General features: G+C 47.6%; 14 protein-coding genes. All 14 read right to left on the bottom strand.

The genetic code is table 11. From position 1 onward, the window contains the following. Positions 1-13 precede the first annotated feature (13 nt). Positions 14-1,738, bottom strand: a complete 1,725-nt coding sequence (locus tag ABXS75_02505; GenBank protein XCP85691.1) for a phospho-sugar mutase — start codon at positions 1,736-1,738, stop codon at positions 14-16. A gap of 34 nt (positions 1,739-1,772) precedes the next feature. Beyond that, the gene (locus tag ABXS75_02500) at positions 1,773-2,813 is read right to left on the bottom strand and encodes an electron transporter RnfD (protein ID XCP85690.1); all 1,041 of its coding nucleotides are present in this window, start codon (positions 2,811-2,813) and stop codon (positions 1,773-1,775) included. 12 nt (positions 2,814-2,825) lie between these two features. After that, positions 2,826-3,443 carry a YesL family protein gene (locus ABXS75_02495; GenBank protein ID XCP85689.1) on the bottom strand — a complete coding sequence of 206 codons (618 nt, stop codon included), beginning with the start codon at positions 3,441-3,443 and terminating at the stop codon, positions 2,826-2,828. A 20-nt stretch (positions 3,444-3,463) separates the two neighbouring features. Further along, positions 3,464-4,117: a hypothetical protein gene (locus tag ABXS75_02490; GenBank protein XCP85688.1), complete on the bottom strand. Its 654-nt coding sequence runs from the start codon at positions 4,115-4,117 to the stop codon at positions 3,464-3,466. Positions 4,118-4,219: 102 nt separating this feature from the next. Then, entirely contained in the window at positions 4,220-5,398 is a 1,179-nt protein-coding gene (locus ABXS75_02485) for a glycosidase (GenBank protein XCP85687.1), read from the bottom strand. Continuing rightward, the gene (locus tag ABXS75_02480) at positions 5,395-6,618 is read right to left on the bottom strand and encodes an AGE family epimerase/isomerase (protein ID XCP85686.1); all 1,224 of its coding nucleotides are present in this window, start codon (positions 6,616-6,618) and stop codon (positions 5,395-5,397) included. Before ABXS75_02480 ends, ABXS75_02485 begins: the two co-directional genes overlap by 4 nt. Further along, complete coding sequence (locus tag ABXS75_02475; protein XCP85685.1) at positions 6,619-7,641, bottom strand: glycoside hydrolase family 130 protein; 1,023 nt, start codon at positions 7,639-7,641, stop codon at positions 6,619-6,621. Positions 7,642-7,722: 81 nt separating this feature from the next. Next, on the bottom strand, positions 7,723-8,574 hold the full coding sequence (locus ABXS75_02470; protein ID XCP85684.1) for a carbohydrate ABC transporter permease: 852 nt from the start codon (positions 8,572-8,574) through the stop codon (positions 7,723-7,725). Next, entirely contained in the window at positions 8,571-9,587 is a 1,017-nt protein-coding gene (locus tag ABXS75_02465; protein XCP85683.1) for a sugar ABC transporter permease, read from the bottom strand. Before ABXS75_02465 ends, ABXS75_02470 begins: the two co-directional genes overlap by 4 nt. Positions 9,588-9,730: 143 nt before the next feature. Then, positions 9,731-11,083: an ABC transporter substrate-binding protein gene (locus tag ABXS75_02460; protein ID XCP85682.1), complete on the bottom strand. Its 1,353-nt coding sequence runs from the start codon at positions 11,081-11,083 to the stop codon at positions 9,731-9,733. Between the two features lie 348 nt (positions 11,084-11,431). Then, positions 11,432-12,463, bottom strand: coding sequence for a LacI family DNA-binding transcriptional regulator (locus ABXS75_02455; GenBank protein ID XCP85681.1), 1,032 nt, complete (start codon positions 12,461-12,463; stop codon positions 11,432-11,434). 31 nt (positions 12,464-12,494) lie between these two features. Then, positions 12,495-14,681 (bottom strand): alpha-galactosidase, encoded by a 2,187-nt coding sequence (locus tag ABXS75_02450; protein XCP85680.1) that lies wholly within the window; start codon positions 14,679-14,681, stop codon positions 12,495-12,497. Positions 14,682-15,439: 758 nt separating this feature from the next. Next, positions 15,440-16,168 carry a hypothetical protein gene (locus tag ABXS75_02445; GenBank protein XCP85679.1) on the bottom strand — a complete coding sequence of 243 codons (729 nt, stop codon included), beginning with the start codon at positions 16,166-16,168 and terminating at the stop codon, positions 15,440-15,442. Positions 16,169-16,306: 138 nt separating this feature from the next. Then, the gene (locus ABXS75_02440) at positions 16,307-16,777 is read right to left on the bottom strand and encodes a hypothetical protein (protein XCP85678.1); all 471 of its coding nucleotides are present in this window, start codon (positions 16,775-16,777) and stop codon (positions 16,307-16,309) included. Positions 16,778-16,872 lie beyond the last annotated feature (95 nt).

Here is a 16,872-nt window from a genome sequence, read left to right as displayed (position 1 = left end):
GATCGTTCTCCTTCTACTGTGCCAGCTCTTTCACCGCCTTCGTAAGTTTCGCCAGCTTCCTGTCCGCCTCTTCCTCATTTTCTCCCCGGACACCGATATAGAACTTGATCTTCGGTTCCGTTCCGGACGGACGGATACAGCACCACGCGGCGTCTTCCAGTTCAAAATACAGCACGTTGGAATTCGGAAGTCCCGTGGCCGTCCTCGTCCCGTCCGTCATATCAAGAAGCACATCTTCCTTGTAATCCCGAAACTGCGTCACCGCAAGACCTCCAATACTCTTCGGCACATCACTGCGGATCTGCTCCATCATGGAGACGATCTTCTTTGCGCCGTCCTGCCCTTTCAGTGTCACGGTACAAAGTCCTTCCTTGTAATATCCATAGGTCTCGAACAGTTCTTTCATCTTGTCACATAAGATGATGCCCAAATGCTTGCAATATGCCGCCACCTCGCAGAGCGCCATCACTGCCACGACTGCGTCCTTATCACGCGCATGAGTTCCTACCAGACAGCCATAGCTCTCCTCATAGCCAAACACATACTCATGTGCATGATTCTGCTCAAAGAATTTGATCTGTTCCCCGATATACTTAAATCCGGTCAGCGTCTCAATCAGCTTCATTCCGTAAGCCTTCGTAATCTCCCGGGACATTTTTCCGGACACGATCGTCGTGACCACCGCGCCATTTTCCGGCAGAGTTCCCATTGCTTTCCTCTGGGAGAGAATATATTCCAGGATCAGCATTCCGGACATGTTTCCGGTAAAGTTCACGTATTCTCCGGTCTGATTATCCTTTGCATACACACCCAGACGGTCTGCGTCCGGGTCTGTCGCCAGCACAATGTCTGCATCTACTTCTTGGGCAAGCTTAAGAGCCAGTGTAAACGCATTCTTATCCTCCGGGTTCGGATAGGATACCGTCGGAAAATTCCCGTCAGGCAACTCCTGCTCCTTCACCACATACACGTTCATAAAGCCAAGCTCCTTAAGCACTCTTCTCACCGGAAGATTCCCGGTGCCGTGAAGCGGCGTATATACAATCTTCAGATTCTCCGCTTCCTCCCGGATAATTTCCGGGTGAATCGCAAGACCGATCAAAGCCTCCATATATTTATCGTCAATCTCCGAACCGATTACCTGATACAGGCCCGCAGCCTCGGCCTTAGATTTCTCCATCGTCTTTACCTGTCCATAGTCCGTGATCGCATTTACCTCCCCGATAATCTCCTTATCCTTCGGGTAAGTAATCTGCGCGCCGTCCTCCCAGTACACCTTATATCCGTTATACTCCGGCGGATTGTGGCTTGCCGTCACAACAATTCCCGCCGTGCAGCCCAGCTCTCTGAGTGCAAATGACAGCATCGGTGTCGGCCGAAGCGACGGGAAAATATATGCCTTGATTCCGTTCGCCGCAAGACAGAGCGCCGCCTCATCGGCAAATTCCGGAGACATATTCCGGGAATCAAAGGCGATTGCAACGCCCTTTTCCTGCGCATTCTCTTTCAAAATAAAATTCGCCAGCCCCTGGGTCGCCTTGCGGACCGTGTAAATATTCATTCGGTTGGTTCCGGCTCCGATAATTCCGCGAAGCCCTCCGGTTCCAAACTCCAGATTCCGGTAAAACCGCTCCTCGATTTCCTTCTCATCACCCGCGATGGTGCGAAGCTCTGCTTTCGTCGCCTCGTCAAAATACGGATCTTCCAGCCAAAATTCATAGGTCTTTCTTGCTTCCATAATTGTCCTCCTCCGATTTTATAAATTCTGTTCTTTACCAGCCTTCTATCTCCAGGCTCTCTATATAAGCCGCCAGCTCCTCCGCCATTTCCTCTGCCTCCGGAATCCGCAGATGCCCCGGCGTTCCTTTCCCGTTTCTTCGAAAGATATAATGCGTGATCTTTTCGTCACGCATTTCACAGCACACTTCCCCGATTGCCCTGTCCCACGCCGGATCGTGCGTCAAAAGTGTCGTCAGACAAATGATATGTGCATCCGGGTATTTTCCCCGGATCTTTTCCAGAAACATTCCGTATCGGCATCTCCAAAAAAATGCCTTCTCTCCGCAATATTCTTCCTTCATGTAATCCTCCGGATTGCTGTCATTCTGCCCGATGGCTACAATTACCACCTGTGGAGTATATCCGGAAAAATCCCACTCAGTTTGTGCTCCCAGCTCGGGGTTATAGTGGAGCTTATCCCACGCCGTCTCCATTCCAACATAATCAGGTCCCGCGAACCACCCAGTCCCGTCAAGCAGAGCGATTCCTCCCTGCGCAATATCATGAATCTGTGCGCCCAGCTTGCGCGCTGTTATCCACGCATAGGAATACCAGCTGTTTGAGAATTCCCCGTCATGCTCCGGGTCCTCCTTTCCCACATACGCTACCGCCTCAGACACTTCCCCGGCCGAAACGGAATCGCCGTAGACCTCTATCCTTCTCTTTGGCGGTTCGGGCATTTCCAAAAGCCTTGCCCCCTCAGATAATTCCAGGCTGACCAATTCCATCTCATGGCAGGAATCCTGGCGTTTAAAAAACAAGACCTCGTGCTCTTTTTCTGCAGTCTCGTCCACCAAGATGATCTCTGTTATTTTCTCCTCGTTCAGCAGCCATTTTTTCTGTTCTCCATCCACCACCATACCGGCATAATTCTTCCAGTAAGCGTGATGGTTCTGCACTGTAAGCACCGCTCTTTTTCCGTAAAACCGAAAATGCAGGGAAGAGGCCGGGAATACAAATCCCGGTCTTTTAGGATTCGTTTTATCAATCCTCCCATTGTAGACCAGTTCCTTACTGTCCAGCTCACAGATCATATTTCCACGCTCCTATTCCTTACATCTTTCCAGCAGCACCACGTCCGCAAACGCGATCAGGCCAAATCCGGCCACCACATAAATCGGCGTCACCAATCCCATAAAATAATCACCCAGCACAATACATACCGGAAGAATGATATTCATCGCCACCATCAGCAGCGTATACGGCAGATTCCGCACCGCAAGGTAAAGGCTTCTTACCAGCTTCTCCTTCAAAGAGCCTTCCTCCCATATAACAACCGGGAACAAAAATGCAAAGACCATCTCCCAGAGAAGCATAAGAGCGCCGGTCACCATTCCGACGATGCCCCAGATTCCCCTGGTCCCCGCCTGCCCCAAAAATGTCAGGTCAAACACCAGGACTGCACCGGTTGCCAGCATCAAAAGCCATATCGGCGTTGCCTTCTTAAAGCTCTCCCTGAATACACCCATAAAATCGCGGAACGCCGAGACAAATTCCCCCTCCCGCATCCTGCGGAAGCATTCATACATTGCCGCAAGCGACGCTCCGATCGTAACGACCGGAAGGGAACAGATCAGAAACAGGATATTCACCAACGCCAAATCTCCTAATCTTCCCATAAATTCAAAAAACGGATTCTCAATATTCAGTCTCTTCTTCATCATTTTCCACTCTCCTTTGTCATCTATAGATCAAGCACGAACTGTGCAAATTTTTCTCCTGCCTTTTTATGCTTCGACTCTGCCGGGAACACCAGCACCAACGGGTCCTGCACTTCTGCGATCACCGCCGTTTCCAGCTTCGTCCTCTCCACATAAATTCCTACCTTTTCTCCCCCGTCTTCATAAAACAGATTCTCATCGTCTGGCAGCTCCTCCTCCAGCATCTCATCGATACAGGTATAGCTGCCGCCCTGCTCCTTACAATACCGGTAAAAACTCTCCGGCATCACCACCGCGTCTACTTCACCGGCCATCCAGTTAAAGAAAAACTTTTCATAAGAACTCTCATTGGCATCTGCGATCTTCACATCGTCGTATGAAATCAGATAATCTGAATCCACCGCCAGCTTCTTCTTGCTGATTCCCGACGCCTTTGAAAACTCTTCCGCTATCCTTTCGTCCCGGTCGTAGTCAATCCTTTGATTCACCAGCACACAGGTAAAATCCTTACTTTTATCTCCCCACCCAATATGATAAATCACCAAAATCACCAGCCCGAGGGCGATGGCGGTCAGCAGAATATGATACCAGTAATAGGTAAATACATATTCCACTGCCTGCTCCCGACTCATCTCGGCCGTCTTCACTTTGATATCAGAAATCCATCTCCGTACCATGCATTCATCTCCCTCGTCCGGTCTGTACCGCATCCGACAACCGTTTTCATCAGTCAGATTCCCGGCACGTTTTTATTTTCCCGCCAGAACAACTTTCTCCGTTTATCTTTCTCCTGCAGCTAAAAGCTCCATATTCTTATCGATCAGCACACATCTTTGTCTTACGCAGTCTGCAGTCCGCCGCGCATCAAACGGCGTGTGGAAGAGGTAATCCTCCAGTTTGTCAATTGAAGTTGTCACCACATGCATCCGGGTGTCGCAGGAAGCATAATAGATATACACATCTCCATTCTCCCTGGCGATCGCTCCGTTGGTAAACACCACATTGGACACATCGCCCACGCGCTCATTTCCAAGCGGTACCAGAAATACTCCGGAAGGTTCAGCAACGATTTTAGAAGGATCCTTAAGGTCTGTTCCGAACACGTACAGAACATACCTAAGTCCTGCCGCCGTATTTCTCACTCCGTGGGCGATATGGATCCAGCACCTCTTTCCCCGGATCGGCACTGCTCCGGCTCCGTTCTTCGCCTCTGTCAGTGTATGATACACTCTCCTGCTGATGATCTTCTCCTCGTCGATCACCGCATGTTCGATGTCCCCGCACAGGCCAAAACCGATCCCGCCACCACTTCCGGTCTCAATAAATCCATCCATCGGACGGGTATAAAATGCATACTTCCCATCTACAAATTCCGGGTGGAGGACCACATTTCTCTGCTGCGGCGACCGAAGCGTCTTCAAATTGTCCAGCCTCTCCCATGTCTTTAAATCCTTCGTCCTTACGATTCCCGCCTGCGCCACAGCCGCCGAAAGATCCGGGTCAGAGGCATCCTTGCTCTCCGAACAGAATACCCCGTAGATCCAGCCGTCCGCATGCTTTGTCAGGCGCATATCGTAAGCGTTTGTCTCCTCCGGGCAGGTGTCCGGAAGCACGACCGGGTAATCCCAAAAACGGAAACCGTCTATCCCATTGTCGCTCTCCGCCACCGCAAAAAAGGACTTTCTGTCATTTCCTTCCACGCGGACCACCAGGTAAAATTTTCCTTCGAGTTCGATGGCGCCGGAATTCATCACTGCGTTCACGCCCAGACGTTCCATAAAATACGGATTCGTCTCCGCATTCAGGTCATACCGCCAATGCAGAGGTGCGTGATCACGCGTCAATACCGGATACGCATATCTGTCATAGATTCCGTTATAAAAGTCACTTTTCTGGTTCTTTCTTGCAATCAGTCTTTCCTGCTTTTCCAGTTCCGCATAATATCTGCTATGTATCATCTGCCCATCCTCCTGATTACTTCCATACACATACGTCCGTTATGATAAGGACATTTCCACGGCTCCACGATCGGCTTTTCCACCGGACTGCCGTCCGCGTTCACCGACCAGAACCATTCTGACCCTGCCCGCTTATCGATCACATACTCTTTGATATAATTCCAGAGCCCTTCTGCCGCAGTTAAATATTCTGTCTTCTCCGGCCGTTTCTGGTATCCGTTCACGAACCCGACAATTGCTTCCGCCTGGACCCACCAGACTCTCGTCGTATCGTCCACGCCATTTTCCGCTTCATTTAACAGAGAACCGCCCTTAAGCGCCCGGTTAAAAATATTCTCTGTGAGCTCTGCTGTGATCGGTGCAAGCTTCCCTACATACTCCTCGTCCTTCAGAATCTCAAGTCCTCTGTCGATCAGCCACGCCGTCTCAATATCATGGCCATAAGAATACAGGTCGATCAGGCTGTTCCATTTTCTGTCAAAGAACACTTCCTGCCTGCCAAGCGCCGGATTATAGATCCGCCCCGCCACCGTATCCAGCATGGACCGCATAAGGTCCGCCACATCGGGGTCTTTGCTCACCCGGTAAAGCTCTGTATACGCCTCAAAGACATGCAGCAGCGTATTCATAGTCTTCTCCGCCATCACGCCGTTTTCGGAAAGTTTTTCATTATCCTCCGGGGCAAAAGTGCGGTCGAATGCCTCCAGATATCCCAGATCGTCCGTACATTTTTCCTCAATCAGATTCCTTAGTTCCTTCGCAAGCTCCAGTGCTTCCATTTCTCCCGTCATCTCATAATAGGAAGAAAGCGCATAGATGGAAAATGCCTGGTTATAGGTATGCTTCGTAGTATCAAGCGGCTTCCCGTCAAAGGTCACCGACCAGTACACCCCTCCGTATTCCTCGTCCACACAGTGATCCCGCAGAAACCGGTATGCTAAGACGGCAGCATTATACAAGCCTTTCAAAAATGCGCCCTTCTTGTCAATGACTCCTTCCTCTGTATATACCCTTTTCAGAAGTGTATAGGCGTTTGAGAAGAACCAGAGAATACGGCTATTCAAAATACAGCCCTTTTCATAGGTTTTATCGACCTTCAGGTCATACCCCATATATCCGTAAAATCCTCCGTATGTTTTATCCTGAAGCCCCTCCCAGAAGGGAATCAGCTTCTCCTCCAGATGCCCTCTGATTTCTTTTACAAATTCCTGCATATGCATCTACCTTTTCCCCATCTCTGTATCGGCTGTTCTTGTCACGCTGTGCTCTTTGATATAAGAAACAATATCCTCAAGCTGCGTAAATGCAAGCCCTACATAGGTATCTGCCGCGCCATAATAAATCGCGATTCTCCCGCTTTCGGCGTCATGGAGCGTCGCGCACGGGAAGGCCACATTCGGCACGAATCCCCTCTCCTCATACCACTCCTGCGGCGTCAGAAGAAAATTCTCACAGCGGTATTTCACAATGGACGGATTATCAATATCCAGAATCGCTCCGCCGATGCTGTACACATACCCATTGCAGGTTCCGGTCACGCCATGGTAGAAAAGCAGCCATCCCTCGGTCGTCTCGATCGGCGCCGCACCGCCTCCGATCTTAATGGACTCCCACCATTCAGGACTCTTACCCATCACATGGCGATGCTTTCCCCAGTAGACCATATCCGGACTTTCTGAAATAAAGATATCGCCAAACGGCGTATGCCCGCTGTCGCTCGGGCGGGACAAAAGCATGAAATTCCCATTGATCTTTCTCGGGAACAACACTGCATTCCTGTTGAACGGCAGAAACGGATTCTCAATTCTCACAAATGTCTTAAAATCCGTTGTCTTAGCCATTCCGATCGACGCGCCGTAAAAATCCTGGCACCACATGATGTAATACACGCCCTCGACTTCCACCAGGCGGGGATCGTATGCATAAACCGGCATAAAGGAATTGCCTTCCTCATCTACAAAATCAATCTTATTCTCATCAAAATTCCAGTGAATCGCGTCCTCACTTCTTCCCAGGTAAATAAACGGAATTCCATTCGTCTGTTCTCCCCGGAATACGCCGATGAATCCTTCCTCATAAGGGATCACTGCACTGTTGAAAATACGCGCCACCTCTTTAGAGGGATTTCTGTCGATAATCGGATTTTCCGTATAACGCCACACAGGAGCTCCATTTAGCTTCTCCGGTCTTTCCTGCCACGGTATATTCGGGACTGCAGATCCAATAATCTTAACTTCACTCATACTGTTTTACCCTTTTAGTGCAGTATCCCTGCGAAATGAATTCCCAGGGACTCTGCCAACTAACCTTTCTTCACTATTTCATTAGCCCTTAACCGCACCTGATGCCATTCCACTGTAGACCTGTTTCTGGAATACCAGGAAGAAGATCAGAATCGGTAAGATTGTGATAATTACGCCTGCACAAATATAGTTGTACTGGTTACCGTAAGGGCCTGTAAACGTATAGAGCGCAGTAGAGATCGTCTTCAGCTCCGGCTGCTGCAGATACAGGTTCGACGCGTAATACTCGTTGTAAACGCTAACGCCTTTGAGCACCAGTGATGTCATGATCGCCGGCTTTAAGAGCGGAAACAGAATCTTAAAGAAGACTCCAAAGTAAGTACAGCCGTCCATGATCGCCGATTCGTCCAGGGAAACCGGCAGATTTTCAAAGAACTGCAGGAAGATATAAATCGAAATAATATCCGTTCCCATCAGCACGATCATATATCCATACAGATGATTGATCAGCCCCAAAGAGTACATGATCTGGAAAATCGTTACCTGCATGGCAATTCCCGGAAGAAGTGATGCAAACAGGAACAAATTTTCAACCATTCCACGTCCCGGGAAGGTAAAACGGTTCAATACATAGGCCAGCATAGAACCGGTAAGCACGGAAACAATCAATACCACGACCAGGACGATCGCCGTGTTTCCGAAACACTTCAGCATGTTCGCCTTTTGAAGCGCGATCTTAAAGTTCTCCAGATAAGCAAAGGATTCCGGCATCTCCAGAACGTTCGTCGAAGCATACTCCTCATTAGTCTTAAACGCAGTCAGTACACAGACTACAACGGGAATCAAAGCAACCAGAGATGCAGCGATCAGCGACACATATTTCACAATACTAAAAATCACACTTGTAATTCCTGTCCCTTTTACTTTCTTCATGACGCTGCTCCTCCTTTCATCGCTTTTTTACGCATTTTTTCTTCTTGTTTTCTTCTCTTCACTGCCGCTTTGGATTCATCACTGTTTCCATCGGTAAACACATACTTAAAGAATAATTTCTGTGCCACGGTACAGATGATGATCAGTGCCAGAAGAACGATAGCCATCGCACAGGCAAGACCAACTCTCTGGTTCTCATGTGCAATACGGTTCATGATTACGAAATAAGTACCGGTGCCCATTGTACCGTTTGTAATAACATAAGGCGGCTCAAATGCGCTCAAACATCCGCTGATACACAGAATCAGGTTCAGCACGATAATGGATTTGATACTCGGCAAAATAATGTAGCGGAACTGCTGCCATCTGTTGGCGCCGTCCAGAGACGCCGCTTCATAAAGATCGGTATCCACCGACATCATAGCTCCCAGGAACAATATGACATTCTGTCCGGTATATCTCCATACGGAGGTCGCCGCCAGGGAAATATTGTTGATGCTCTGATCCTGCAGCCAGAGAGGAATATTCTCCAACTCCATTCCGAACGCCTGAAGGATCGTATCAAGGACGAATCCTCTTGCGTAGAAGAACTTGAAAATGAAACCAATCGCAATACCACAGATCAGGTATGGGAAGAACAATGTCGCCTTGAAGAAGGACTCTCCCCTTACCTTGAATACCATCATCGTCGCAAAGAACAAAGCCAGGGCAAGCTGAACGGCTCCGCCTGCCATATAGTAAAGACTGACGAGCAGGGAACCGAAGATTTCCTTTCGTGCAAATACTTCTGCGTAGTTTTTAAGTCCTACAAATGTTCTCTCCCCCAGGTATTTCATATTATAAAAACTGAACTGTACCATCTTAGCAAATGGAATATACGTAAAGGTCAGAAGAAGCAAAAGCGGTACAAACATGAAAGTAAATATAACCAGTCTTTTTTGCACCTTCCTGCTGGTAAACCACACTTTAAACGGTTGCTTTTCTGCCTGAGTGTTCGTTTTCGGATTACTCATTTTTTCTCCTTTCAAACACGATTTTCTTTTGGGAAAAGGCGGCTCCGCTGACGGGCAACCGCCTCTTTTTTAGTTGCTATGCATACCTGAATGAAGGTCCGGTGGACCTTCATCTTGGTGGATCTTTTTAAATTAAGTTACAACTACTCTACTTCCACTCCGAAGCTTTCCTGCGCGCTGGTCCATTTCTGGTTCCACTCACCCATCAAATCATCGAGAGATTTGTTTCCGTAAAGAGCTGCTTCAAGAACCTCGCATACCGGATAGTCACCACTTAATACTTCAGCCGTATTGCGGATATCATCGTAAAGGCTCTCTTCTCCTTCTTTTGCCGCATTGTCAGAAAGAAGCTCTACGCCATCAAACTCTGCCAGAGAATCCGGAAGGTCCTTCCCTTTCAGAGCCGGAATACTTCCCTCATCATCATAGATAGAAGACTCTTCCAGGAGCCATTTTACATAGATCATAGCCGCGATCTGATTGTCTTCGCTTGCCTTATTGTTGATACCATATGCATAGTTTCCACCACTCGCTGCTGCCTGCACACCATTTACAGTGATCGGGAATGGCATATATCCGATATCGTCCGGATTCTCGCCTGCATCCTTGAACTGCTGTACACACCAGGAACCAAGCACCATAGAAGCAATCTCACCATTATTGATCATGCCTTTAGAAGATTCCCAGTCGCTGGAAGCGGGATCTTCTTCGACCAGTTTGTTCGCAACTGCTTCGTACAGTGTGTAAAATACAGCGTATGGTCCGCTCATCTCGTCGTTCTTGGTAAACGGATCTTTCGTATGAAGCAAAATGTTGTTCTTATAATCTGCATCTGCATTAGAAGCGATTCCTACATAATCATTCCATGCACCCATGGTCCAGCCTGCTGAGAAGTTGGTGTAAAGCGGAATCGCGTCTGTCTTTTCCTTAATAAGCTTTAAGTCAGCCAGGAACTCATCCGGCGTCTTCGGAAGCTCTGTGATTCCGGCGTCTGCCCAAACTTTCTTGTTGTAGGCAATACCGCCTGCTGTACCACCGTTCGGGATACCGTAAACAGTACCGTCATAAGTCTTTTCCACTACGAAGTTATACTTAGAATCCAGTGTGTTGAAGTCTCCCATCGGTATAAAATACTCTGACAGTTCGCTCTTTTCAACAGTTGCCGGAATGAAACAGATATCTCCCCAGTCACCGGTTGTAAGACGCATCGTCACTGACTCAGCGTAATCAGTGATTCCTTCATATGTAACCGTAATGTTCGGATATTTCTCATGGAACTCGTCTGCATACCCTTTGTACACCGTATCCACAATATCCGTTCTGTCAGTAAGAATCTTAATATCCGCTTTAAGATCCTTGTAATCCTCCGGGTTCAGTTTGTCGATGGTCGGCACATCTGCTGTTTCGGTCTTGCTGCCGGAATCCTTGCTTCCGCATGCTGCCAGAGACAGGACCATAGCTGCCACCAATCCTAAGCTAAGCAATCTCTTTTTCATGATTTTTCCTCCATTCTCTTTTTGTTTAGCTTGTTTTTAGCTTAATTTAATTATACCATTTTAAGCTCATATTTCAACTTTGTTTTCTTTGCTTTGTTATTTTCGTCCTTTTAAATCATTTTATCTTCCTTATTTTTATGTATTTTGTTCATTTTACATTATTATTTAGATTAATTTTTGAATTAATTCATTTTTAGTTTTTAATTCACCTTTGTTCAGGAATTCACTCAGGCATGTATGACAGCAAAAAAGAGCCCGATATGCAAATGCATATCAGACCCTTCACTTCAATATATTTAACAATCGCCAAAATTCTTCTCTATATTTTAGGCAGCCCAAACTCCCCGCCTATTCCCTATCCGCTTTCACTTTAACACTATTCTTCCAGACGACCTGACCTGACACGATTTCAAGATTCCTGCCCTTTAGCGGATTTTTCAACTGCTTTAACAGCTTATCCACCGCCACCTTGGACATCGCCTTGCTGTTCACCTCGTAGGTCGTGATCTTCAGATCCGTAAATCCGATTCCGGCAGCAAGGAAATTATCAAATCCCACGACTGAAATATCCTCCGGCACCCGGATTCCCTTCTCTGCCAGCTTATTCACAAGGAGGCCCGCCACCACATCGCAGTTGCACACAAACGCTTCCGGCAGACATTTCGGCAGTTCAAAGCCGATCTGCCCCCACTCGTCACGGTCCTCGACCACCCATTCAGCCGGAACCGTTTTATGATGCTCCAGCATGGATTTCATGAAACCACAGTACCTGTCCATAATACTGCTGGTCGCATAGATGGAACCGATGAATCCGATCTTCTCAATCCCCTGTTCAAACAAAAGCTCCGTCATCTGGTACATTCCCTGGAAATTATCCGCAATGACCGAATCCTTCGCGATCTCGTTGTCATAGAAATCCAGGAAAACAATCGGTATATCCGTATACGCCTTCAAAGCCCGGATATATTTCTTATCTATGTAGCCGATGATGATCAGCCCGTCGATTCCATGTTCTTTGACGATCACCGGCATCTCCAGCGTCCTTTTCTCCGCATTCTTTTTCAACACCTCAATCGTGGTATAGCATCTTCTCTCCGTGGCGATCAGGGACAGCTCCTGATACATTTTCCAGTAATATGTGGCATATTCCGCAAGATAATTCTCTGCGATCAGAACGCCGATCTTGCGAAATTCTCCCTGCTCCGCTGCTTTTTTCCCTTTATTTGCCGCCACAGGTTCATACCCCATCTCCCGGGCCGTCTCCTGTATCTGTGTCCGCATGGATTCACTGACGCCTTTATGCCCCATAAGAGCGTTATGCACCGTGACCGTGCTCACTCCCACTTTTTCCGCTATATCTGCAAGACGAACCTTCCGCATTTCACACACCTCCACTTCACCCGCCCGCCTTTTATTGACGTACAAAATGATATATCCTGCTCTGGAAATCTCCTTTCAAATCTCTCACCGCAAATCCACAGTTCTTAAGTTCCTCTCCCCGATAGACCTCTTCCGTTCCTTCCAACCGATATATTCCATCGCTTGTCAGTCCCTTTAAACGTATGATTCTGCTGTGAACCGAGGTGCGCCCCAGAACCTGCACACAGGTCACCAAAGCCTCAGAGCCGTCTTTCGCCGCAACCTCCCAGCAGTCAAACGGCTTCCGGTCCGTCCAGGAAGCGATCCGGTAATAATCTCCGGTCTGGATCAATCCCTGATATTTGTGGCACATCTCCACCTGCCCCTGAATCTGATCCCGCTCTGTCTGTGGAATCTTCGTAATATCCAGTTCATAGCCGAAAGTTCCCGCAAGCGCCACGTGCCCTCTGGTCTCAAACGGAGTAGATCTTCCCACAGCATGATTCGGGCAATCGCTCACGTGCGCCCCCATCGTAGAAAGCGGATAGATCAGGGCCGTTCCCTCCTGAATCCGCAGCCGTTCTATCGCATCGGTGTCATCAGAGCACCAGATCTGCGGGCTGTAATATAACATTCCCGGGTCGAACCTGGCCCCTCCGCCGGAACAATTCTCAAGCAGCAGATCCGGGAATTCCGTTACCAGTCTTTCCTGCATCTCATAAAGTCCCAGAACATAACGATGGGAAAGCTCCTGCTGTTCATCTGCTGCCAGATGCCGGCTTCCCAGGTCGGTAAGCTGGCGGTTCATATCCCATTTCACATAGGCGATCGGCGCACTTCTGAGAATCTTCGCCACACATTCATAAGCGTAATCCCGCACTTCCTTTCTGGACAGATCAAGTACGTACTGCGCGCGGCTCTGGGTCACTTCCCGTCCCTCAATCTGAATCGCCCAGTCCGGGTGTGTGCGGTACAGATCTGAATCCGGCGAGATCATTTCCGGCTCAAACCAGATACCGAATTCCAATCCGATCTCATTGACCCGGCGCACCAGATCCGTTAGTCCGCCGGTCAGCTTCTCTTCATTCACATTCCAGTCCCCAAGAGAACTGTCGTCCCAATTCCGTCTGCCGAACCAGCCGTCGTCCATCACCAGCATCTCGATTCCGTTTTTCTTCGCCTCTCTCGCAATGTCAAACAGCTTCTCGGTATTAAAATCAAAATACGTTGCCTCCCAGTTGTTGATCAGCACCGGACGCTTCTTATATTTGAATTGGCTCCTTATCAGATGGACCCTGTAAAAATCATGCAGAGAGCGTGTCATTTTCCCGAGTCCCGCGTCCGAATACACAAGGACCACCTCGGGAGCCTGAAACTCCTCCCCGGATCCCAGTTTCCATCGGAATTCCTCCGCATGGATTCCCATCACCATTCGCACCTGATCGAACTGGTTCAGTTCTGCCTGCGCGATAAAATTCCCGGAATACACAAAATTCATCGCATAGACCTCTCCGGTCTCCTGGGTCGTATTCGGAGTCACCAGCGCCAGGAACGGGTGTTCCTGATGGCTGGATTCCCCTTTTGTGGAAGAAACCTGCTGCCTGCCATAGACAATGGCATTTCTCTGAATATGCCGCTCCCTCGCCCAGGAACCGCACAAAGTAAGCATCTCAAAATCCTGGTTGTCCATATCAAGACAGGCGGAATACACCTTCTCCAGCCATAACGTCTCTGCTCCCAAATTGCAAATCTTCACACTTCTGGTAATCACATCTTCCCCCGGAAATACGGAATACGAAAGGATCACCTGCAAATGAAGAATCGGGTCTACACACGTAATTTGTAATGTCTGCACTTCCTCCCTTGTTCCAAAGGAAGCCGGAAGCCCGCAAAGCCCCGGTTTCCCTTCCAAAATCTGATGTGAGTCATAGAAAATCTCACACCCCGAACAGCCTTTTTCATTCCGCACGTTCAGGCAGCTCTCACGATAATCCCCGATTCCGGCCGTAGAATATTCCATCGGGAATTTATCCAGAAACGAGGACTTCTCGCGCTTATTTACCGAAGGAGTTTTCGGCAGTTCTTCGGTCCTAAGAAGCATCTTGCCGCCAAATCCATGCATTCTCTTTCCATAATAGACATGCCCCACATATCCTTCGTCCGTCAGGCCGATGATATATGTTGTGTTGTCAGTGTCCAGCTTAAACATTTTCTGTTCTTCATTATATCGAATCGCCATATGATTTCCTCCATTCCGCGGGAATTTATATGTCCGTTAAATGCTTCATCTATCCACTTGTGTTCTCATTCCCGTTTCACTTATTTTCTAATTAATTTAATTCACTTTTTAATATAATTATAATTAAACATAAGTTTATAGAAAAGTCAATCCATTTTTAGTGAAAAATAGGATAAAAGTCTATGAGCATTTACTAAGGTATACCCAAGGGCATCCCGTATGGCCATTCGGCCGTTTCATAAGGTTTGAAAGGCACCGGCAAAAAAGTGGAGCAAATCCATATAGGACTGCTCCCTTACTTAGATTTTGCATAACAAATACACTTATGAAATAGTACCCGAAGAATAAAACAGGATTGTTACCTTGCTTGCACTTCGCTTGTATCGCCGAAATCACAAACAATATTTTTCCCTCTTTACGCTCGTTTTCCCTCACCAGCTTCTCATGCTCTTCATAGGTCATATGCAATATCATACTGACAACCTCCGTTCTCTGACCGACCAGGATATCCGCCAGAACTCCTTCCGTTCTACACAATTATTTAATTAATCCTCTTGGGAAACCTCGATTATAACCAGTTATCATCACCACAGAAATGCACGCGTTGATGAAACAAAATTTGCATAAAATCTATTCACATTGGGAATTCATTTGAACACCCTTTTTCTTTCTAAACAGTCAATGCCTTTTACTTCAAGCCAAAAAACCGGAGCAGACCCACATAATCTGCTCCGGTTTTCCAAGCACCTGTCTTCTTATTAAATCTCTGTAAATATATCCCCCGGAACATCGATCATCTGATCAGTCTGTAAATCAAAGCAATCATATATGATCTTGTCTCCGTCTCTGATAATCGCAACTCTCACAACCGTCGGTGCGCTATCTACCAGAGTGATATAATCAACATACTCCGTATATTCCGCTGCATCATGATGTTCAGCAAATGACTCCGCATTCTTCTTAACCAAATCAAAATTAATATTCTCCAGCGTATTCACATCAATATTGGTCCGATATACTAAATATTCCTCCGTTTTCCGGTCATACACAATCTTGTCTGTCGTCCAATAGCCATTATATTGTAACTGGAAAATAGCATGATTATCTGATAACTCCCGCACAGCAAATCCTTCAGGAACACTCAGACCTTCATCTGACTGCCGGCTTCCTGATGTTTCAAAATAGTACCATTCATCGTCGATTTCCAGCCAGCCGGTCTTCATACTTCCACCTTCTGCACCGCCCAAATAATACCATTCACCGTTAATCTCCTGAAGCCCTGTCTTCATGCTTCCGTCTTCTGTACTGCCAAAATAGTACCAGTTACCGGATATCTTCTGCCAGCCAGCTTTCATGGTTCCATCATTTGTACCGCCCAGATAATACCAGTTGCCGGATATCTTCTGCCAGCCCGTTTTCATAGCTCCGTCGTTTGCACTGCCCATATAGTACCACTTACCACTTATCTTTCGCCAGCCCGTTTGCATGATGCCATCCTTTGCGCCATCCAGATAGTACCAATTCCTGCCATCTTTTAACCAGCCATGGTAGGCAGCGCCTCCTGCTTTAAAATAGAACCAGCAATTCTCTCTCCACGACTGCCAGCTGCCGCCGACATTTTCACATTATATAACCGGAAATTTATTCCAACCGGTTACCATCACGCCATCTTTGCCAAATCCATACACTTCATTGCCGACATACTCAATACTATCGTTTACCATATATCCCTTGTTGATATAATACCACTGGCCACGATACTTTAACCACCCGGTATGCCCGGCACCATTGCTATCGTAGTAATACCAGGATCTGCTGCCATCCTCATTCGCCGCCAGATACCAGCCGGTCACCATATAGCCTTCTTTATCAAAGCCATACCGTGCCCCATTAATTTCCATAATACCATCTGCCGGATAGGAACCATCTTCAAAACGGAACCACCATCTGGATCCTGATTTCACCCATTTACCCTGGTCTGCCGCCTTCTGCACGCTCACATTTTCTGCTGGCTGCTCCGTCTCTGGTGCTGCTTGTGATATCATCGGTATTGATAACATTGCGCTCATTAAAATCAGTAATAATTTCTTCTTCATAGCGTTTCCTCCCTCTTACTGACTAGTACCGTAAACTTTTTCTTCCTCGCTGGGATTTTCATAATTTTATTATCTCATGTTTCATTCATTCCCGC

Origin of the sequence: Roseburia hominis, assembly GCA_040702975.1 — a bacterium.
Lineage (GTDB): Bacteria > Bacillota > Clostridia > Lachnospirales > Lachnospiraceae > Allocoprococcus > Allocoprococcus hominis_A.
This window is presented reverse-complemented; position numbering and strand designations above follow the sequence as displayed.